The 20,232-nt window shown below is 62.4% G+C and carries 14 protein-coding genes; 1 reads left to right on the top strand and 13 read right to left on the bottom strand.

Annotation, left to right across the window (positions count from 1 at the left end; all coding sequences use genetic code 11):
* Positions 1–143: 143 nt before the first annotated feature.
* The 5 genes from murC to FE781_RS13155 all read right to left on the bottom strand — a co-directional run bounded on the left by murC (position 144) and on the right by FE781_RS13155 (position 8,709).
* Positions 144–1,562 carry a UDP-N-acetylmuramate--L-alanine ligase gene (gene murC / locus FE781_RS13175; protein WP_138790106.1) on the bottom strand — a complete coding sequence of 473 codons (1,419 nt, stop codon included), beginning with the start codon at positions 1,560–1,562 and terminating at the stop codon, positions 144–146.
* A gap of 8 nt (positions 1,563–1,570) precedes the next feature.
* Positions 1,571–2,944, bottom strand: a complete 1,374-nt coding sequence (locus FE781_RS13170) for a bifunctional folylpolyglutamate synthase/dihydrofolate synthase (RefSeq protein ID WP_138790093.1) — start codon at positions 2,942–2,944, stop codon at positions 1,571–1,573.
* Positions 2,945–3,093: 149 nt separating this feature from the next.
* Positions 3,094–5,757 (bottom strand): valine--tRNA ligase, encoded by a 2,664-nt coding sequence (locus FE781_RS13165; protein WP_211346363.1) that lies wholly within the window; start codon positions 5,755–5,757, stop codon positions 3,094–3,096.
* A 502-nt stretch (positions 5,758–6,259) separates the two neighbouring features.
* Entirely contained in the window at positions 6,260–7,729 is a 1,470-nt protein-coding gene (locus FE781_RS13160; protein WP_170209542.1) for a LysM peptidoglycan-binding domain-containing protein, read from the bottom strand.
* 95 nt (positions 7,730–7,824) lie between these two features.
* Positions 7,825–8,709, bottom strand: coding sequence for an RluA family pseudouridine synthase (locus FE781_RS13155; RefSeq protein WP_170209541.1), 885 nt, complete (start codon positions 8,707–8,709; stop codon positions 7,825–7,827).
* Between the two features lie 106 nt (positions 8,710–8,815).
* Between FE781_RS13155 and FE781_RS13150 the strand changes: the two genes are divergently transcribed.
* On the top strand, positions 8,816–10,195 hold the full coding sequence (locus tag FE781_RS13150; protein WP_246068169.1) for a phosphodiester glycosidase family protein: 1,380 nt from the start codon (positions 8,816–8,818) through the stop codon (positions 10,193–10,195).
* Positions 10,196–10,771: 576 nt separating this feature from the next.
* Here FE781_RS13150 and FE781_RS13145 read toward each other — a convergent pair.
* The 8 genes from FE781_RS13145 to FE781_RS13110 form a co-directional block, all read right to left on the bottom strand.
* A complete protein-coding gene (locus tag FE781_RS13145; RefSeq protein ID WP_138790089.1) occupies positions 10,772–11,641 on the bottom strand; it encodes an ABC transporter ATP-binding protein in 870 nt (289 codons plus the stop codon).
* 236 nt (positions 11,642–11,877) lie between these two features.
* Positions 11,878–13,179, bottom strand: coding sequence for a glutamate-1-semialdehyde 2,1-aminomutase (gene hemL / locus FE781_RS13140; RefSeq protein ID WP_138790088.1), 1,302 nt, complete (start codon positions 13,177–13,179; stop codon positions 11,878–11,880).
* Positions 13,180–13,272: 93 nt separating this feature from the next.
* Positions 13,273–14,064, bottom strand: a complete 792-nt coding sequence (locus tag FE781_RS13135; RefSeq protein ID WP_138790087.1) for a pirin family protein — start codon at positions 14,062–14,064, stop codon at positions 13,273–13,275.
* A gap of 14 nt (positions 14,065–14,078) precedes the next feature.
* Positions 14,079–14,525: a MarR family winged helix-turn-helix transcriptional regulator gene (locus tag FE781_RS13130; RefSeq protein WP_138790086.1), complete on the bottom strand. Its 447-nt coding sequence runs from the start codon at positions 14,523–14,525 to the stop codon at positions 14,079–14,081.
* Positions 14,526–14,734: 209 nt separating this feature from the next.
* The gene (hemG, locus tag FE781_RS13125) at positions 14,735–16,231 is read right to left on the bottom strand and encodes a protoporphyrinogen oxidase (RefSeq protein ID WP_138790085.1); all 1,497 of its coding nucleotides are present in this window, start codon (positions 16,229–16,231) and stop codon (positions 14,735–14,737) included.
* Between the two features lie 5 nt (positions 16,232–16,236).
* Positions 16,237–17,169 (bottom strand): ferrochelatase, encoded by a 933-nt coding sequence (hemH, locus tag FE781_RS13120; protein ID WP_138790084.1) that lies wholly within the window; start codon positions 17,167–17,169, stop codon positions 16,237–16,239.
* A complete protein-coding gene (gene hemE / locus FE781_RS13115) occupies positions 17,166–18,236 on the bottom strand; it encodes a uroporphyrinogen decarboxylase (RefSeq protein ID WP_138790083.1) in 1,071 nt (356 codons plus the stop codon). The genes hemH and hemE overlap by 4 nt, the downstream gene beginning before the upstream one ends.
* Before the next feature lie 233 nt (positions 18,237–18,469).
* Positions 18,470–20,086 carry an ABC-F family ATP-binding cassette domain-containing protein gene (locus FE781_RS13110; RefSeq protein WP_138790082.1) on the bottom strand — a complete coding sequence of 539 codons (1,617 nt, stop codon included), beginning with the start codon at positions 20,084–20,086 and terminating at the stop codon, positions 18,470–18,472.
* Between the last annotated feature and the right edge of the window lie 146 nt (positions 20,087–20,232).

The raw sequence follows: 20,232 nt of genomic DNA, 5'->3' as shown, positions 1-20,232 counted from the left end.
TAACTCCATCCGATCGGATCGATTTCTCCCTGCGCCGCAAATAAAAACGGCACAGCCTCTCCCGGGAGAGCCGTGCCGTTATGTTCCGTTCTGAACGGGCCGTCGCCCAAGCGGACGGACGGAGCGGACGAATCTCATTCCTGTCAGGACTCTCCCTCCTCCCGTTCCTTCAAAAGCTGGGCCAGCCGGTGCGAGACCTTCCAGATGTCGCCCGCTCCCATCGTCAGCACGAGGTCGCCGCTGGCCACCCCGTTCGCCAATACGGACAAAATCTCCTCCTTGCTCGGCAAATACCGGACGCGGGACTGGCCGCTCGCCCGGATCCGTTCGGCCAGCATGGCCGAATCAACCCCTTCGATGCGCCGTTCGCCCGCCGGCGAATAAATATCCGTGAGCAGCACTTCGTCGGCCCCGCCGAACGCGCCCCCGAACTCGCTCATCAAATAATACGTCCGTGTGTACCGCTGCGGCTGAAATACCGCCCAAATGCGTCGGCCGGTCGCGCGCGCCGCTTCGATGGTCGCCTCGATCTCCGTCGGATGATGCGCGTAATCGTCGACCACCAGCACGCCGCAAGCCTCGCCCACGACCTGAAAACGGCGCTTGGCGCCGCGGAAATCCCGTATCGCCTCGGCGAACGGCGCAAACGCCACTCCCGCCTCGCGGCAGGCCAAATAGGCCGCCAACGCGTTGTACACGTTATGCCGGCCCGGCACGAACAACTCGATGCAGCCCAGACGGCTTCCTCTCGACCATAATTCGAACGAAGCGCGCCTGTCCCCAAGCCGGACTTCGCGCGCCTCCGCTTCCAGCTCCGGCCGGCACGGACCGCCGCCCGGCGCTTCCATGCCGTAACGGAGCACCGCCGCCTTGCGTGTCCGGTCGGCCAACTCGCGGGCATACGGATCGTCGACGCAGACGACCGCCTGGCCGCCGGGCTTCACATGGGACAAATACTGCTCGTACGCGGCCCGCAACTTGGCGAAATCGCCTTCGTAATTTTCGAGATGGTCCGCTTCGATGTTCGTGACGACCGCAATCTGCGGCCGGTATTGCAGAAACGAGCCGTCGCTCTCGTCGGCCTCGGCGACGACGTATTCGCCGCGGCCGGCTCTGGCGTTGCTCCCTACGTTCAACATTTCTCCGCCGATCAGGTAAGTGGGGTCGAAGCCGCTTCGCTCGAGCACATGCGCGATCATCGACGAGGTCGTCGTTTTGCCGTGCGCGCCGGCCACCGCGATGCCCTTGCGGGCGTTAAGCAGCCTCGCGAGCATCTGGGAGCGGTGCAGCGTCGGAATGTTCAGCCGTTCCGCCGCCGACAGCTCGACGTTGTCTTTGGACAACGCGGTGGAGTACACCACCATGTCCGCTCCCCGCACATGCCCCTCGTCATGTCCGATGAATACCTGGGCGCCACGCGCGGCGAGTTTGTCCGTCAGTTCCGCCCTCGCCACATCCGAACCTGTCACCCGAAAGCCCATTTCCAATAGCACCTTGGCGATGGCACTCATGCCGTAACCGCCTATGCCGATAAAATGAACGCGCTCCGTCGCCCCATTCACCTCATCCGTCACCAGCCTTTGTCGGAATCTCGGCGGCCCAGAAGCCGGGAGCGCACGTCGGATATCATATACAGCGTTCCCGTTACGACCGCAAGATCTTCCTCTCCGGTCAGCCGCTGCAGCCGATCAAGCGCTTGCTTCCAATCCCGTTCGACCGTCACTTCTACCGCAAGACCCAGACGCGCCGCTTCCTCGCGGGCCAGCTCGGCCAGCGCCTCGGCGCTCATGGCTTTCCGGAACTCCGGCTCCGTGACGATCAACGTATCCGCTAAAGGCAGTATATGCCGGAGGAAGCCGGAATGTTTTTTGGTCTCCAGCATCCCTAACATTACGTTCAGCTTCCGGTACCCGTATACGCCGCTGCGCAAGGCGGCCGCCAGCGTCTCCGCCCCTTCGGGGTTGTGCGCCCCGTCCAGCACGATGCGCGGCGAACGGCTCACGGTTTCCAGACGGCCCTTCCATCTGGCCGCCTGCATGCCGGCGCGCAAATCCTCGTCCTCCACGATCAAGGCGTAGTATTGGCGCAGCACCTCGAGTGTCATCAGCGCGACAGCCGCGTTTTTCATCTGATGGGGTCCGTTCAGGCTGATATGCACGTCGGGTATGGCGCGGAACGGCCCCTCGAACGTAAAGACCTGATCGTCCAGCTTGACGCTCTGCGGCTCGGCCCGGAACTCTCGGCCGAGGGCGTAGACGGTCGCTTTGCGCGATTTGGCCGTCTCCTCGATCACCCGGAACGCCTCGGGCTGTTCCACCGCGGTGACGAGCGGCACCCCCGGCTTGATGATGCCGGCCTTCTCCGCCGCGATCTGTTCCAGACTGTCGCCGAGTATTTCCTGATGGTCGTGGCCGATATTCGTAATCACGGTGATAACCGGCACGACGATATTCGTGGAATCGAGCCGTCCCCCCAGCCCCGTCTCCCAAACGACGTAATCCGGGTAGCAGACCGTCGCGTAATAGAGAATCGCCACGGCCGTCGTAATCTCGAACATCGTGGGCGCGCCGAGCTCGGACGCCTCCAGTTCGTCGGCCAGCGGCTTCACCCGGTTGATCAGCGACAGCATCGTGCCGTCGTCGATATCCTCAAGATTGTACTGCATGCGATTGTTGAACCGCTCCAGAAACGGCGACGTAAACGTGCCCACGTCGTACCCGCATTGGCGCAGCACCTGCGATAAATAGGCGCATGTCGAGCCTTTGCCGTTCGTGCCCGCGACATGAATGAACTTGAGCCGCCGTTCCGGATGCTCCAGCCGCTCCATCATCCATTCCATTCGTTTCAGCCCGGGCTTGATGCCGAACGACTGGCGGCCCGTCACCCATTCGACCGCCTCTTCGATCGTGCGGAACTGTCCTTGTGCCTGTTCTGTTTGTGCCATCGCCCATGCCCTCCGCATATCCAATCTTTTCATCCGGCCCCCGCCGGGGAACCGGTCTTCCGCCGTCTGCGGCAAAAGGGAGCGCCGCTTCGGACACTCCCTTCATGATCCAACAGTCGAATCGCTTGCGCGAACCGCGAGTTGCCGGCTTATCCCCGCAGCTCGGCGATCCGCGCCAGCACTTTATCGCGTTTCTCCGTATAATCGGCTTGCTTCGCCCGCTCTTCCTCGATGACCTTGGCCGGCGCTTTGGCGAGAAACCCTTCGTTGGCGAGCTTCTTCGCGACGCGCTCGACCTCGGCGTTGAGCGTGTTCAGCTCCTTCTCCAGCCGCGCGATTTCCTGCTCGATGTCGATCAGGCCCGCCAGCGGCAAATACAGCTCGGCGCCCGTCACGACCGCCGTCATCGCTTTTTCCGGCGTCGCCAGCTCCAGGTCGATCGCCAGCGACGAGGTGTTGCAGAACCGCTGCACGTAACCGATGTTGGCTTCGAGAATCGCCTTCCATTCCGCGTTGCCCGGCTTGATGAGCAGTTCGACTTTTTTGCTCATCGGCACGTTGACTTCGGCCCGGATATTGCGGACCGCCCGGATGACGTCCATCAGCAGGTTCATCTGCTTCACCGCGTCAGGCGCTTCGAAGCGGGCTTCCGGCTGCGGCCACGGCGCGAGCATAATCGTGTCGCCCTCGTGCGGCAGATGCTGCCAGATTTCTTCGCTGATAAACGGCATGAACGGGTGAATCAGCCGCAGCGTGCGGTCGAGCGTATAGGCAAGCACGGATTGCGTGCGTTTTTTGGCGGCCGCGTCGTCGCCGTAGAGCGCCAGCTTCGCGAACTCGATATACCAGTCGCACAGATCGTCCCAGATGAAGTTGTACAGCGCGCGTCCCGTCTCGCCGAACTCGTAGCTGTCGAGAAGCCGCGTCACTTCCGCCGCCGTCTCGTTCAGCCGGTGCAAAATCCAGCGGTCGGCCGTGCCGAGCTCGCCGCTCAGATCGATATCCTCGTACGTGAAGCCGTCGAGATTCATCAGCACGAAGCGGGACGCGTTCCAGATTTTGTTGGCGAAGTTGCGCGCCTGTTCGACGCGCTCCCAGCGGAAGCGCAGGTCTTGGCCCGGCGTGCTGCTGGTCGAGATCATGAAGCGCATCGCGTCCGCGCCGTATTTCTCGATAACGTCGAGCGGATCGACGCCGTTGCCGAGCGATTTGGACATTTTCCGGCCTTCCGCATCCCGCACGAGACCGTGAATGAGCACGTCCTTGAACGGAATTTCGCCGGTGAATTCCAGGGCCGTGAAGATCATGCGCGCGACCCAGAAATAAATGATGTCGTAACCCGTCACCAGCACGTCCGTCGGGTAGTAGCGCTTCAGGTCCTCGCTGTCGTTCGGCCAGCCGAGCGTCGAGAACGGCCACAAGCCGGAGCTGAACCACGTGTCCAGCACATCCTCATCCTGGCGGAGATTCGCGCCGGAGCACTTCGGGCAGGCCGAAGGGTCATGCGACGAGACGACGATCTCGCCGCAATCGCCGCAATACCAGGCGGGAATGCGGTGGCCCCACCAGAGCTGGCGGGAGATGCACCAGTCGCGGACGTTCTCGATCCACTGCAGATACACTTTCTCGAAACGTTCCGGCACGAAGTTTACGCCCTTGCCGGACTTCTGCGCTTCGATGGCGCGCTCCGCCAGCGGCTTCATCGACACGAACCACTGCGTCGACAGGTACGGCTCCACGACGGCGCCGCTGCGCTCGCTGTGGCCGACCTGATGCACGTGCTCCTCGATTTTGACGCAGACGCCCTGCTCCTTCAGGTCCGCAATCAGTTTTTTCCGGCACTCGAACCGGTCCAGTCCGGCATACGGCCCGGCGTTTTCGTTCATCCGGCCGCTCTCGTCCATCACGAGAATTTGCGGCAGGTTGTGGCGCAGGCCGACCTCGAAGTCGTTCGGATCGTGCGCCGGCGTAATTTTGACCGCGCCGGAGCCGAATTCCTTCTCGACGTATTCGTCGCCGACGATCGGAATTTCACGGCCGATCACCGGCAGCACAAGCTTGCGGCCGATCAGGTGTTTGTAGCGCTCGTCCTCCGGGTGCACCGCAACCGCCGTATCGCCCAGCATCGTCTCCGGACGCGTCGTGGCGACGGTGATATGGCCGCTGCCGTCCGCCAGCGGGTAGTTGAGGTGGTACAGCGCGCCCTGCACTTCCTTGTATTCGACCTCGATGTCCGAGAGCGCCGTACGGGCGACCGGGTCCCAGTTGATGATCCGCTTGCCGCGATAAATCAGGCCCTTCTCGTACAGCTTGACGAACACTTCGCGGACGGCTGCGGACAGCCCTTCGTCCAGCGTGAACCGCTCGCGCGAGTAGTCCAGCGAAAAGCCCATTTTGGCCCATTGGTCGCGGATCGTGTTCGCGTACAGCTCCTTCCATTCCCACACCTGCTCCAGGAACTTCTCCCGCCCCAGATCGTGGCGGCTGACGCCTTTCTCCTCGCGCAGCTTCTGCTCGACCTTCGTCTGGGTGGCGATGCCGGCGTGGTCCGTGCCCGGCAGCCACAGCGTGTCGCAGCCTTGCATCCGCTTCGTCCGGACCAAAATATCCTGCAGCGTGAAGTCGAGCGCGTGCCCGATATGAAGCATGCCCGTTACGTTTGGCGGCGGAATGACGATCGTATACGGCTTCGCGTCCGGACGTTTGCCCGCCTCGAAATATCCGTTGTCCCGCCAAAATTTGTACCATTTCGCTTCGGACGCCTTCGGATCGTACGTCGTCGGCATGGCGGCCGTCGTTTGTTTTTCTGTCATCGACACTACCTCCAACCTGGTTTTCCCGCAAAAATGCAAAAAAGCCCCCGTCGCAAAGGACGAAAGGCTGTCTTCCGTGGTACCACCTTTGTTCCGCGGCGCAGTCTCCGGCTTCCGTGGCGGAGCCGTTCGCGGCGCGGCGCTCGCGTGCAGATAACGGCTGCGAACCGGCCGATGTACAGGGCCGGGGATCGACCTGCCGATCCTCGCATCCGTTCCATCCGGCGACTCCAGGGCGACCTTCGGCGCGCGGTATCCTGACGGGTCTCGCAGCGTCACGCGGTGTCGTGACGACCCGACTCTCTGCAACAGGTTTCGCCGCCTACTCTTCCCGATCTTCGTCTTTGACGCCAAGCTTGCTTGTATTCTATATCATAGCCTGTCGGACGGTTGCCGTCAACTTTTGCCGCCGGGCGCCCGTTTTTCCCGGATCAAAACGAAAACGCCCGCCGCCGCAAGGCCAACGGGCTGACCGCGAGCTTCCGGGTCCGCCGGCCCGCGCTCACGGAATATATAAAATTTGCCCTTCCTCCACGTGTGAGCTCGACAGTCGGTTGAACAGCGACAATTCCTGCGGCTTCAACTGGTATTTACTGGCGATCGAATCGAGCGTGTCTTCCTTCTGAACGATGCACAGGCGGAGCTTGCGGAACCGATGCGGTTCCTCCCGGCCGGACAGGAACAGTTTTTTCCATTCGACCGATCCGACCGGGGGTTGCGCCGGCTGCGGTACGGCTCTCTCGTCGGCCGAAGGCGCCCGCGCCAGCAGCGCTTTTAACTCCCGGCTGCCCGGAATCGCGTGTTTCACGGGAACTTCCGGTTCGGCTTCCGCTGCCGGTTCCGCAGCCGCCGGGATTTCGCGTTCCCGGAACGGGGCCGGCTCCCGGCTCGGCGCCGGATCGGCGGCGGCGGGTTCCGTTTTGGGCTTCTCCGGGAGCTGGTGAAGATAAACCTTCGGCTCTTCTCTGGCGGGAGCGGAGGCCGGTGCGGACGCGGGTTCGGGTGCGGGCTCGGGCTCGGAATCGGACAGCTCCGGCTCCTCCGCGGCATCCGGCTCCTCGGGAAGCTCCTGCGCGAGCGAGACGTCCGCTTCCTCCCTGGACAGCTCCCAATCGGGCTCCGCCTCGTCTTCGCCCCTAACCTCTTCCGGCTGGGTCTCTTCGGCGGTCCAGCTCAAGTTGCCGGCGTTCGCGTGCTGCGGCTCCTCGGACGGCCAGACCAAACCGCTAATGTTCGCCGGTTGCGGCTCCTCGGACGGCCAGACCAAACCGCTAATGTTCGCGTGCTGCGGATCGTACGGCAGCGGCTGGGCCTCCGGTTCACGCGCCTCGCCATACGGCGGAAAAGGCGGAGGCGGACTCCACCAGACCGGATTGACGGGCTGCGGAGGCCTGGAGGAAGCGTCAAACGGAGCAAACGGATCGACCGGTTGGTAGGGCGTGATCGGCGCGGGCTGCGATTCTCCCCGCTGCACGTCGTAAGGCGAAAACGAGGAGTCGGGCTGGAAAGACGGCGGGCCCGGCTGCAGCGGGAACGTCTGCGGCGGATCGGGCTGGTGAATGAACAATACTTCCTCTTCTTGCCAGGTTTCCTGCGGTCTCGAATCGGTCAGCTCGATTCCGCTCAAGGACAAGATGCCGGTTACGTTCAGGCTTCGATTCGTGACCAGATCGACGTCGAAATTTTCGATCTCGACGCTGATCGATTCGAGCGAGGGAACCCGGCTTAACGGCAGCGTAATCTCGACCGGAATCTCATGCGCCAGCGGCACGGCGGATCGGGCTTCCCGCTGCGAGTAATACCGGCCGGACAATACCAGTTTGCCCTGGACGACGGCCTGATCGTCCTTCACTTCGACCTGGATGTCGGGCGAGAGTTCGATTTCCTCGAGCTCGTGGATCCCGGAAATATCTTCGTCCAAGTGGACGCGTTCGTAAATGTCGAACCGCAATCCTGAAGGCTGTTCGCTCACGAAAAGGGTCCTCCTTTCACTTTGATCCGGATTAGGGATTTCTGGCGATGTTCCCTAATATATATGGGAGGCCCGGCCGGAGCATGCTTGTTTTTTCAACGCCGCGCCTCGCGCCCGCGCAAAACTTGCAGGAGGCGGCCGATATCGTCGGGAATCGGCGCTTCGACCGCGATCTCGCCTTCGAACGGATGCGGAAAGACGAGGGAAATGCCATGCAGCGCCTGCCTGCGGATCAGGTCGGCGCTTCCGCCGTACAACACGTCCCCGAGGATCGGATGGCCCGCGTGGCTGGCGTGAACCCGGATCTGATGCGTACGGCCCGTCTCCAGCTTCAGCTCGATCAGGCTCGCGCCGGAGGCCGGGTAGCGCTCAAGCACCCGGTACCGCGTCAAGGCGGGATCGCCGCCGGGCGATACGCGGCGGCGTTCGGGCCGATGCCGGTCGCGGCCGATCGGCGCGTCCCAGGTTCCCTGGGGCGGACGGGGCACGCCCGCCACCACCGCGACATAGCGGCGGTCCACCTCCTTGTCGCGCAGCCGGGCGTCCCACCAGCTTTGCGCCCAGTCGTTTTTGGCGTACAGCACCGGTCCCGACGTCTGCTCGTCAAGACGGTGGATATGCCGGACGCGGGTCGGTTCCCCCGCCGCGATCAAATAACCGGCCATCCGGTTGGCCAGCGTATCGGTCTGCTCCGGATAGGCGGGATGCACCGGAATGCCGGGCGGCTTGTTCGCGACGAGGCACAGATCGTCTTCGTACAAAATTTCCGGCATGGTCCAGCTCGGCTCGAATTGCGGCGCCTCGTCGTCATACAGCAGGAGCGACAGGCGTCCCCTCGAGACGGACACCCCTCCTTGCCTCAGCAGCGCGCGCCACAGCTTCGGGGACATGTCGAGCGGCGGCGATTCCGGAACGGTTCCCGCCTCTCCCTCGTATTCGAATTCCAGCCATCTGCCCTTGCGTTTCCATTTTCGCTTCAAATTCCCTTCTCCTTTCGCCCCTTCTGCCGTTTTCATCGTTCTTTTCATATGTTATATTTTTGCTCGTAGTTCCATTTTCATAGAAACGCAACGGGAGAGAACGAGCTTGAGTAAGACATCGGCGATATGGTCGGCGCTCCTCCGGCATATGGCCGGTTGGAGCATATGGAAGAAAACCGCTTTTGCGTTTGCGGCTCTTGTATTCGGCACGTCCACTTTTATGTATTTTACCTCACCGGGCTACGCCGCGCGAATGTGGATCGCGGAGACGGTCATCACGACGCAGCACCGGGAATGGGCCTGGATCGTCGTAGGCGCCAAAAAACGGGATGAGATGGTGCTCAAGAAAAACGAGGAGATCGAACGTTCCGGCCTCGAACGGCAGGACCTGAGCCTCATCCATCACAACCGGTCTTTGCGCAGCGCGGACGAGCTGGTCAAGGTCGAGGACATCTCGGGCAAGTATTGGAAAGGGAAAAAGATGTACGTCTACGATCCGACCGCGATCCGGGTCATGGTTCCGAACAAGCCCGGGGAAGGCGAGCGGATCAGCTCGATGGTCGAGCGCACCGGGGCGGTCGCCGGCATCAACGGCGGCGGCTTCGTCGATCCGGACGGGCTCGGCAACGGGTTCGCCCCGATCGGGCTGATCATGTCCGGCTTCGAAGCCATCTACACGGACGCGGCTCCGGACACGCCCCAGTTTATTGTCGGCTTCACGGCCGAAGGGACGCTGGTTGTCGGCAAGTACAGCCTGAACGAGCTGAAGAGCATGAATGTGAAGGAAGCCGTATCCTTCCTGGCTCCCCGCATCATCGCCAACGGCAAAGGGCAGATCGTCGGCGACGGCGGCTGGGGACGCGCTCCCCGCACGGCGATCGGCCAAAGGGCCGACGGCACCGTCATCATGGTCGTCATCGACGGCCGGCAGACGCACAGCATCGGGGCGACCTTGCGCGAAGTGCAGGATCTGCTGCTGGCCGAAGGCGCGATTAACGCCGGCTTCCTGGACGGAGGCGCCTCCTCTGTGCTCGTGACTCGGTTCGGCGACAAGGCCGTCGTCGAGAACAGCCCGTCCAGCCGGTACGGCGAGCGGAGGCTGCCTTCCGGCTTCCTCGTATTTGCCGATCCCGATTCAGTCCAGGCGACCCGCGTATGGGACGGCATCGACAGAATCGATCCCGGCGGCGCCCACGACCACCCCGATTACCAGCGGGAGCTGCAGGAGAAGAAGAAAAAAGCTTCGGCTTCGCCGAAGCCGTCCGCGACGCCTGCGCCGAAGCCCTCCTCCTCGCCGTCGGCCGTCACCGCCAAGCCGTCGGCGACCGCTCCGGCCGGCGGCGGATCGGCCTCGCCGGGAGCCGGCGCGGACGGACAGCCGACCGGAGGAACGGTTTCGCCCGCGGCGGCCGCCAGCGAGAAGCCCGGCACCCCTGCTCCTGCCGGGGAGACAAACCTGTTGACAACCCCGTCAGCGGCCCGGTGACGCCGCACTCGCGCAAACGGCCGGCTCCGATGATTAGGAGCCGGTCGTTTGCCGCTTTAACGAGCGGTCAGGCGCGTTTCCCGCCTGTTCGGGCGGCTGGCGGGGGCCGCGCATCCGGCGGCCGGCCTCGTTTGACCGAAGCGGCGGTTCTCTCGACGCCCGCCTTGCCGGACCAATGGGCTTGCTTTGCGGCAAGCGCAAGACCGGGGTCAGGCTGTTTGCGATATTTTTTATCGCTATGGCCGAAAAATCGCGGCCCCCTGCCCGCTTTAGCGATATAAAATATCGGTAAAGGAGCGGTTTCCCGTTGTTGGACGCCCATTTCTCGACGTTAGCGATATTCGGTATCGCTAAGCCAACACGGAAGCGGCGGTACGGCCGCCTTAACGATATTTTTTATCGGAAAATGAGGCCGTCGCCCGGGCCGGGGAAACGGAACGGTGCCGGAGCCGACAAACAAAGCTGTCTCTCCAGGTTCGTTCACGACCGTGCGAGACAGCCCCGTTTGCCGTTCCGACGCGCAAAAAAGCGGTTCGGCCCGCTCCATGAGCAGGCCAAACCGCTTTTTTCGCATATTTACAAACCGGCCGCGACCGGTTCGCGATTCGTTTCCGTCTCCTGCTGGCGCTTCTGCCGCTGGTTCCCGCTCAGCGCGTAAGATTCGCGCGCCAGCTCGAACGGCAGGCACAGCGGCACGCCCGTGCGCGGGTCCGGCACGAGATCGGCCTCGATCCCGAACACCTCGCGGAGCACTTCCTGCGTCATGACTTCGGCCGGCGTCCCTTGGCTGATAACCGTGCCCTGCTTGATCGCGACCATATGCTGGGCATAACGCGAAGCGTGGTTGAGATCGTGCACGACCATGACGATGGTCCGATTCTGCTCTTTGTTGAGAAGCTCAAGCAGCTTGAGCACTTCCAGTTGATGCGCCATATCGAGGAAGGTGGTCGGTTCGTCCAGGAACAAAATGTCCGTGCCTTGCGCGAGAGCCATCGCGATCCAGGCGCGCTGGCGCTGGCCGCCGGACAGTTGATCGACCGGCCGTTCGGCGAAATCCGACATGCCGGTTACCGAGATCGCCCATTCGACCATCTCGCGGTCTTCCTTGGAGGCGGTGCCGAACCCTTTTTGATGGGGAAACCGTCCGTAACCGACCAGCTCGCGCACCGTCAACCCGTCCGGAGCCGTCGGGTTCTGGGGAAGAATCGCCAACTGCTTGGCGACTTCCTTGGTCGATTGCCGGTGAATCGATTTGCCGTCCAGGTAGACGTTGCCGCTCTTGGACTTCAGGATGCGCGCCATCGTCTTGAGAATCGTCGATTTTCCCGAACCGTTCGCCCCGACGAGAGCGGTAATCTTCCCATCGGGAATTGACAAGCTGAGATCCTTCACAATCGTGCGATCCCCATAGCCGATCTCGAGGCTCTCCGTGTACAACCGATTCATTGGCTTTCCCTCTTTCCTCCACAATCCTAATTGCGCTAATCCCTTCATTTACAATTATGATGATAATAGTTCTCATTATCAGATGTCAAGATGAAAATGTTCCTCATTTGTGAACAAAATGAAAGGCGGATGCCTCCGGCGTGTTTGCGCCTGAGGACATCCGCCCTAGCGCCGCGGCGGTTCCGCCCTTCTGCCCGCCATGTTCGCGCGGCATGACGGAGCCATCCGCAGCGGGCTTACAGCAGCTTCAGCGCTTGTTCGTGCGCTTCGATCGTCCGGTCGATATCCTCCTCGGTGTGCGCGGCGGAGATAAACATGCCTTCGAACTGGGAAGGCGCCACCGATACGCCGAGATCGAGCATCGCCGCGAAATAGCGGTTGAACTTGGACAAATCGCTGGTCTTGGCCGTCTCGTAGTTCACGACGCGCTCGCCGGTGAAAAACGGGCAAACCATGGAGCCGACGCGGTTGATCGTCATCGGCAGTCCCTTGCGCTCGGCATTGCCGCGGAAGCCCGCTTCGAGGCGTGCGCCCAGAGCCTCCAGGCGCTCGTACACGCCGGGCTGGCCGACCAGCTTCAGCGTTGTCAATCCCGCCGCCATCGCGAGCGGGTTCCCGGACAGCGTGCCGGCCTGGTAGATCGGTCCGCTCGGAGCCATATGCTCCATGATCTCCCGCTTGCCGCCGTATGCGCCGACCGGCAGGCCGCCGCCGATGACTTTGCCGAGGCACGTCAAATCCGGCGTAATGCCGAAGCGGCCCTGCGCGCAATGGTAGCCGACGCGGAAGCCGGTCATCACCTCGTCGAAGATCAGCAGGCTGCCGTACCGCGTCGTCAGCTCGCGCAGCCCTTCCAGAAAGCCCGGAAGCGGCGGCACGACGCCCATGTTGCCCGCTACCGGCTCGACGATGACGCCCGCGATCTGCTCCCCGAATTTCTCGAAGGCGAGCTTGACCGCTTCGAGATCGTTATACGGGACCGTAATCGTATTGGACGCGACGCCCTCGGGCACGCCGGGACTGTCCGGCAGGCCGAGCGTCGCCACGCCGGAACCCGCCTTGATCAGCAGCGAGTCGGCATGGCCGTGATAGCAGCCCTCGAACTTCAAAATTTTGCTGCGTCCCGTATATCCCCGGGCCAGCCGCAAAGCGCTCATCGTCGCTTCCGTGCCGGAGTTCACCATGCGGACGATCTCGATGGACGGCACCCGCTCCGCGACGAGCTTGGCCATCTCTGTCTCGATCAGCGTCGGGGCGCCGAAGCTGGTGCCGAGCTCGGCCGTGCGCTTGATCGCCTCGACGACCTCCGGATGGGCATGTCCCATAATGAGCGGGCCCCAGGACATCACATAGTCCAGGTAGCGATTGCCGTCGATATCGTAGACGTACGCGCCTTCCGCCCGCTCGACGAAGTAGGGCGTCAGCCCGACCGACTTGAACGCCCGCACCGGGCTGTTCACTCCGCCGGGAATCACCGTTTTCGCTTCTTCAAAGGCGGCGGCCGATCGGTCGATCGGCCGCTTCGAATTCGTAGCCATCTGATTCTTCACACCCATCGCTCGTAATGTAAGGTCTATAGCGATAGCATATCGGACGGCAGCGAAAATCGCAACCTTCCGCCATCGCGGCCGTCAATGCTTGGCCAGCAGCGGGTAATTCACGTGCGTGGGCGCCTCGATCAAAATCAATCTCGACGGCGCTTGCCCGGAAGCAGTGACGGCCGCTCGTTCCTCGCGGAGCGAGGAGCCCTGGAGCACCATAAAATCCGTCTCGCCGAACGGCTTCATGCCTGCCGCCGTTCCCTCGGCCGCCTCCCATGTCCATTGGCCTCCGCCGCGAATCGCCAGCGCCGCCAGGCTCCGCCCGGCGGGCAGCGCGAACTCGTACGTCTCTCCCGGCTCCAACGTCAGATCGAACATCCGGACATCGGACACCAGCCGAATGGGGGCCTCGCCGCCGATCACCGATTTCAGCGCATACCCCCGCTCCCGCCGGACGGGAAACTCCTCCGGCTCGTATTGCCGGTAGGTCGGCTTATGCAGCAGCGTCTCCCGCAAATTCGGCTCGAACCAGATCTGAAAAGCTTCCATGTCCGGGCCGATAAACCGCTCCTCGTGATAGACGCCGGACCCCGTCTGCATCACCTGCGCGCCCCCGGCGCCGACTTCGCTTCGCGTGCCCAGGGAATCGCCGTGGGCCGTACGGCCGCTGACGACGTAGGTGACGATCTCGAAGCCCTGATGCGGGTGAGGCGGAATGTATCCTTCCTCCTTTGCGAACGCCCACGACCAGTAGAACAGGGGGCCGACCCTCAGGACCGCTGATTTTTCGCCGGGGAATCCGACCGGCTTCCGCTCCGTGATCTTGCCTCCGTCGAATTGCCCCGTGCCCTGCTGTTCGCGCGTGTACAACGCTGCCTGCATGTCCGTCTCCTCCTTTATTTGCCGAAGCGGTCCTGGGCGAATTTGCCCAGCTTTTTCAACAGCCCGATCGCCTGCTCGCGCTCCTCCTGCGTCAAGCCGGAGAGCACTTCCTCCATCGCGGCCCGGTGCCGCGGAAATACCTCCTCCAGAAACGCCCGGCCTTCGTCGGTAATTTCGGCATAGCTGACGCGGCGGTCCTCCTCGCACGGAATGCGCCGCACCCACCCGCGCGAGACCAGTTTATCGACGACATACGTAATATTGCCGCTGGACATCAAGATTTTCGTGCCGATCTGCTGCAGCGGCTGCTTGCCCTTGTGATACAGCAGCTCCAGAACGCCGAATTCCGTGACGCCCAGGCCGTATCCGCGGACGTCACGCTGCACGTGGGCGGCAACCCATTGGTACGCGCGGGATAGAACAACCAACAACTGCAAGGCATTGTTTTCATTATGTTCCAACCCGAATCCGCTCCCTTCCTGATGCAAATCTCAATATTAAGATATAGGGCACCCTCTTATTTTGCTCCAAGTTGTCCAAATAATCAAGGGACGGCGCAACTGCTTGGGGGCCCGCAGCCCGGCGCGCCACATCCGGCGCAACAAGGAAGCGGCGCCCGCCGACCGTACAGGCCGGCGAACGCCGCCATTCGTTCCGGGGCGGTCCCGGTTTATTGAGACGCAAGAAGCGCCTCCGCGGCCCGCTTGGCCATCTGCGCCGCCGCATCCCGTCCCTGGCGGATGCAGTCGGGCAGACCGACGCCCTCCAGGCCCGCTCCCGCGATCCAGACGCCGGGCAGCGTGCGAGCCATCGATTCCCGCACGTCGCGCAGCAATCCCAGATGGCCGACGCGGTACTGCGGCATCGACTGCGGCAGCCGCGTCACGTATGCGAACTCCGGCTCCGCCGTCAGGCCCATCACCTCGCGCAAGTCGCTCCGCACCCGGCGGACGATCTCTTCGTCGTCCATCTGCTGCCATTCCTCGCGCCCCGCACGGCCGACATAGGAGCGGATCAGCAGCTTGTCGCGCGGCGCCGTATGCAGCCACTTCGCCGAGGTCCAGGTCGCCGCCGTGATGAAGCGTCCTTCGGCCCGCGATACGACGAACCCCGACCCGTCCAACTGCCGGGGGGCGTCTTCCGCCTTCAGGCCGAGAATGACGTTTGCCACGGAGACGTACGGCGTCCGGCCCAGTTCGCCGACCCGCGAATCGTGCGGCGAAAGTAGCGAAGCGATCTCCCCGTTCGGCACGGCCAGCAGCACGGCGTCCGCCTCCAGCGTCTCGCCGTTGCTTAGGCGCAGCGCGTAAGTGAACTTGTCGTCCCCTTCGGCCCGCGCCTTGCCGATCGCGTCCACGCGAACGCCCGTCGTCAGACTGCCCGCCAATTCGCGCTCCAGCGCTTCGACCAGCGAGCCCAGGCCGCGGCGGAACGTCAGGAACATTGTGCCGCGCAGCCGTTCGGGCAGCGGCGACGGGGCCGCCTGCGCCCGCAGGGAAGCCGCCATGCCCCGGATGAGACTGCCGTGCTCCAGCTCCGCCTGCCGGAACTGGGGAAACGTCGACTGCAGGCTCAGCTCGAACGTATCTCCCGCGTAGATCCCGGCCAGCAGCGGCTCCGCGATATGCTCGAGCACTTCGCGGCCGAGCCGGCGCGTGAGGAAGTCGCCGAGCGATTCGTCGTCCGCCTCCGGCCGGCCGGGCTCGGCAGCGGACGGACGGGCCGGCGTAACGAAGTCCAGCGACGCCGTCAGCTTGCCCGCCTCGGACACGAGTCCGCTTTTCAGGAACGACGCCCAGTCCGTCGGAATGCCGAGCACGAGTCCCGGGGGCATCGGGTGGAGCTGCCCGCCCTTGAGGATGTACGTTTTTTTCGCCTCCGGGTTCGTGCCGGTCAGCTCGTCCTCCAGCCCGAGGTTTTTCGCCAGCTCCCACATCGGCAGCTTGCGGGCCAGGAATGAATCGGGTCCGCGTTCAATGACGAAGCCGTCCTTGCGCAGCGTATCGATTTTGCCGCCGGGCGAGCGGGCCGCGTCAACAACCGTCAGCCGCAGCGGCACGCCCAGCCGCTCGCATTCTTTTTTCAGATAATAAGCGCCGCTCAAACCTGTCAGACCCCCGCCGACCACGACGGCCCGCAGAACGCCAGTCCCATTTCCCCGAGTCATGTCGATCACCCCATCGTCAGCTTTGCGTACACTTCGTCGCTTAACGCTTGCATATACAACGGGTCCGTATTGAGCGAAGCGGTTCTCGCGAACTCAAGCCCAAGCTCGGCGGCAAGTCCGGCCGCCTCGATATCCAGATCGTACAGCACCTCCAGATGATCCGAGACGAAGCCGACCGGGCATACCAACAGCCGCTTGACGCCTTCCGCCGCCAGCATGCGCATCGTGTCCAGCAGGTCCGGCCCCAGCCAAGGCTCGTTGGTCGCTCCCGCGCTCTGCCAGCTAAACTGCCAATGCTTGACGTCCGCCGATTCGGCTACCGCCCGCGAGGTCTCCATCAGTTGATCCACGTACGGATCGTTCATCTGCAGAATCCGTTCCGGCAAGCTGTGCGCCGTAAACAAAACCCGCACGTCATCCTTCGCCCCCGAACCGAACGCTTCCAGCGAAGCGGTCACGCGTTCCGACAGCGCCCGAATCAACTTCGGATTCAGATGGTAGCTCTCCACGCAGTCGAGCCGAACGCCCGCTTCTTCCGCCGAGCCTTGCGCCCGCTTGACGTAGCTCCCTACGCTCATGACGGAGTAATGCGGGGCCAGCACGATGCCGATCGCCCGCTTCACGCCGTCGGCGGCCATCGCCTTGACGCCGTCCTCGACAAATGGGTAGGCGTGCTTCATGCCCTGATAACATTTAAAAGAAAATTCCGGATGCTCCCTGTTCAGCGTCGCCTCCAGGTCGGCCACCTGCCGGTTCGTATTCTCCCGGAGCGGGAATACGCCGCCGACGATCGCCTCGTAGCGGGCGGTCAGCTCCGCCAGTTGTTCCGGAGAAGGCTTGCGGCCCCGGCGGATGTGCGTATAATACGGTTCGATCTGCTCCAGGCTCTCCGGCGTGCCGTAAGACATCACCAATACGCCTATCGTTTCCTTGCTCATGCGTTCCCACCTCCTGCGGCCGCGCCGTTCGCGATGGCCTTGCGGGAATATTCGTGAATGTACGACGTCAGCTCCTTAAGCTTCTCCAACGAGGCCTCCGGGAACAACCCGTGGCCCAGATTAAACACGAAGCCCGGCTCCGCGATGCCCTCGTCGATAATCTGCCGGGCATACCGCTCGATAACCGGCATCGGAGCCGTCAGCACCGTCGGATCGAGGTTGCCCTGAACCGCGTAACGGCCGCCGGTTCGCCTGCGGCCCTCCGTCAGCGTCACCCGCCAGTCGAGGCCGATCACGTCGCAGTCGAGCTCGCGCAACTCCGGCAGCAGTTCGCCCGAGGCAACACCCGGGAAGTAGATTTTCGGCTGCGGCAAATCTCTCAGTTCGGCAAAAATACGAGTGACGACCGGCAGCACGTATTCGCGGAAATCGGCAGGCGTAAGCGCGCCGACCCAACTGTCGAACAATTGCACGGCTTTGGCTCCGTTAGCGATATGCGCCCGCATGTAAGCGATCGCCATGTCGCCCAGTTTGTCCATCAGCAGATGCCAGGTTTGCGGATCGCCGTACATCATCGCTTTCGTCCGCAAATAGTTTTTGGACGGCCGGCCTTCGATCAGGTAGCTGGCGATCGTAAACGGAGCGCCGGCGAACGAGATCAGCGGAACCGTCAGCTCCCGGTCCAGAATCCGGATTGTCTCCAGCACGTGGCCGAGATCCCCTTCCGGATCGATCGGCTTCAGCCGTTCCACGTCGGATCTGCTCCGGATCGGATTGTCGATCACCGGACCGATATTTTTGACGATGTCGAAGTCGATGCCCAGCGAAGCCACCGGATTCATAATGTCGGAATACAAAATGGCCGCGTCGACGCCGAGCTTGCGGACCGGCATCATCGTAACCTCTGCCGCAAGCTCCGGCTGGCGGCAAATGTCCAGCAGGCTGTATTTCTCTTTGATCGCCCGGTATTCGGGGTCGTAACGGCCGGCCTGCCTCATGTACCAGACCGGAACCTGATCGACCCTCACTTTTTTGCAGGCTTTTAGAAACGTGTCGTTGTAAGTCAAAGCGTCCGCCCCTCTTCAGCGCCAAATGCTAACTCCCATTATGCCCGATTTCACATGGCGCAACAACCGGAGAGGCGCCTTTACTTGCGACAATATTGTGAGCGTTCGCGCCGGGACGGCCGCCCCCGCCCGAACCGCAATCGCTGCGGGAATGTAAAAAGGCCGCCATGCCCGTCCCGGACCCGAAGGGCCGAAGCGGACATGCGGCCGTCTGCAACGTTGATTTTTGGCGCTTACGCGTACATTTCCTCGCGCAGACGCTTGATTTCCGGGCTTTCGAGGTATTCGTCATACGACATGACGCGGTCGATAACGCCCTTCGGCGTAATCTCGACGATCCGGTTGGCGATCGTCTGCACAAACTGATGGTCGTGCGAGACGAACAGCAGCGTGCCGTCGAAGTCGATCAGCCCGTTGTTGAGCGCCGTGATCGATTCGAGGTCCAGGTGGTTCGTCGGTTCATCCATAATCAGCACGTTCGCGCCGGACAGCATCATGCGCGCCAGCATGCAGCGAACCTTCTCGCCTCCGGAGAGCACGCTCGCCTTCTTCAGCCCTTCCTCCCCGGAGAACAGCATGCGGCCGAGGAAACCGCGGATAAACGTCTCGTCCTGCTCCTTGGAGAATTGGCGCAGCCAATCGACCAGAGTCAGATCGACGCCGTCAAAGTAGCGGGAGTTGTCCTTGGGGAAATACGCCTGCGACGTCGTGACGCCCCACGTATACGTGCCCGCGTCAGGCTCCAGCTCGCCCATGAGAATTTGGAACAGCGTCGTTTTGGCTAGGCCGTTCGGACCGACGAAGGCGACTTTGTCTCCCGTATTGATGGTCAAATACAAATTGTCCAGCATCTTTTCCCCATCGACGGTTTTCGTAAGCCCTTCGATCTGAAGCATCTGCTTGCCCGCTTCGCGTTCCGACTTGAATTGGATGAACGGGTATTTCCGGTTGGACGGGCGGATATCGTCCAGCGTGATTTTCTCCAGCAGCTTCTTCCGGCTCGTCGCCTGCTTCGACTTGGAGGCGTTGGCGCTGAACCGCTGAATGAACGCCTGCAGCTCCTTGATCTTCTCTTCTTTCTTTTTGTTCGCTTCGCGCTGCAGCTTCAGCGCCAACTGGCTCGACTCGTACCAGAAGTCGTAGTTGCCGACGTACATCTGGATTTTGCCGAAGTCGATGTCGGCGATATGCGTGCAAACCTGATTCAGGAAGTGGCGGTCGTGGCTGACGACGATAACCGTTCCTTCGAAGTTGGCCAGGAAGTTTTCCAGCCAGCGCACCGATTCGATGTCCAGGTGGTTGGTAGGCTCGTCAAGCAGCAGGATGTTCGGTGAGCCGAACAGCGCTTGCGCCAGCAGGACGCGGACCTTCTGGTTGCCGTCGAGCTCCTTCATCAGCTTGTCGTGCAGCTCGACCGGAATGCCCAGCCCTTGCAGCAGCTCGGCCGCTTCCGCTTCGGCGTTCCAGCCGTTCAACTCGGCGAACTCGCCTTCGAGCTCGCCGGCGCGGATGCCGTCCTCGTCCGTAAAATCGGGCTTCGCGTACAGCTCTTCCTTCTCGACCATAACCTGATACAAGCGGGCGTGCCCCATAATAACCGTACGCAGCACCGGGAACTCGTCGTATTCGTAATGGTTCTGCTTCAACACGGCCATGCGTTCGCCCGGATTGATGCTCACGTGGCCCGTCGTCGGCTCCAGCTCTCCCGACAAAATTTTCAGGAACGTCGATTTGCCCGCGCCGTTCGCGCCGATCAGCCCGTAGCAGTTGCCCGGCGTGAACTTGATATTTACATCCTCGAACAGCGCCCGTTTGCCGAAGCGCAACGAGACATTCGTAACCGTAATCATCGTTTCTCCCGTCCTTTCTTTTCAACCAGCCTCCAGTATAACATAAAATGAAGCGAAGTAGGATAGAACACCTCCAATCGGGGCGCGGTCCCGTCGGCCGTCCTCGCGCCCGCGGAAGCTTCAGCGGGTTGCGGTTTGGGGCCCGA

The organism is Paenibacillus thermoaerophilus (assembly GCF_005938195.1).
Classification (GTDB): domain Bacteria; phylum Bacillota; class Bacilli; order Paenibacillales; family Reconciliibacillaceae; genus Paenibacillus_W; species Paenibacillus_W thermoaerophilus.
The sequence above is the reverse complement of the archived record's forward strand: the minus strand, read 5'-3'. Positions and strand labels throughout refer to the sequence as shown.

Bases quoted from the DNA above. Each gene is read 5' to 3' on its own strand.
- hemH (WP_138790084.1), bottom strand. From the start codon at position 17,169: ATGAGCAAGGAAACGATAGGCGTATTGGTGATGTCTTACGGCACGCCG.
- FE781_RS13170 (WP_138790093.1), bottom strand. From the start codon at position 2,944: ATGGCACAAACAGAACAGGCACAAGGACAGTTCCGCACGATCGAAGAG.
- FE781_RS13110 (WP_138790082.1), bottom strand. From the start codon at position 20,086: ATGATTACGGTTACGAATGTCTCGTTGCGCTTCGGCAAACGGGCGCTG.
- hemG (WP_138790085.1), bottom strand. From the start codon at position 16,231: ATGACTCGGGGAAATGGGACTGGCGTTCTGCGGGCCGTCGTGGTCGGC.
- FE781_RS13145 (WP_138790089.1), bottom strand. From the start codon at position 11,641: ATGAATCGGTTGTACACGGAGAGCCTCGAGATCGGCTATGGGGATCGC.
- FE781_RS13165 (WP_211346363.1), bottom strand. From the start codon at position 5,757: ATGACAGAAAAACAAACGACGGCCGCCATGCCGACGACGTACGATCCG.
- hemL (WP_138790088.1), bottom strand. From the start codon at position 13,179: ATGGCTACGAATTCGAAGCGGCCGATCGACCGATCGGCCGCCGCCTTT.
- FE781_RS13135 (WP_138790087.1), bottom strand. From the start codon at position 14,064: ATGCAGGCAGCGTTGTACACGCGCGAACAGCAGGGCACGGGGCAATTC.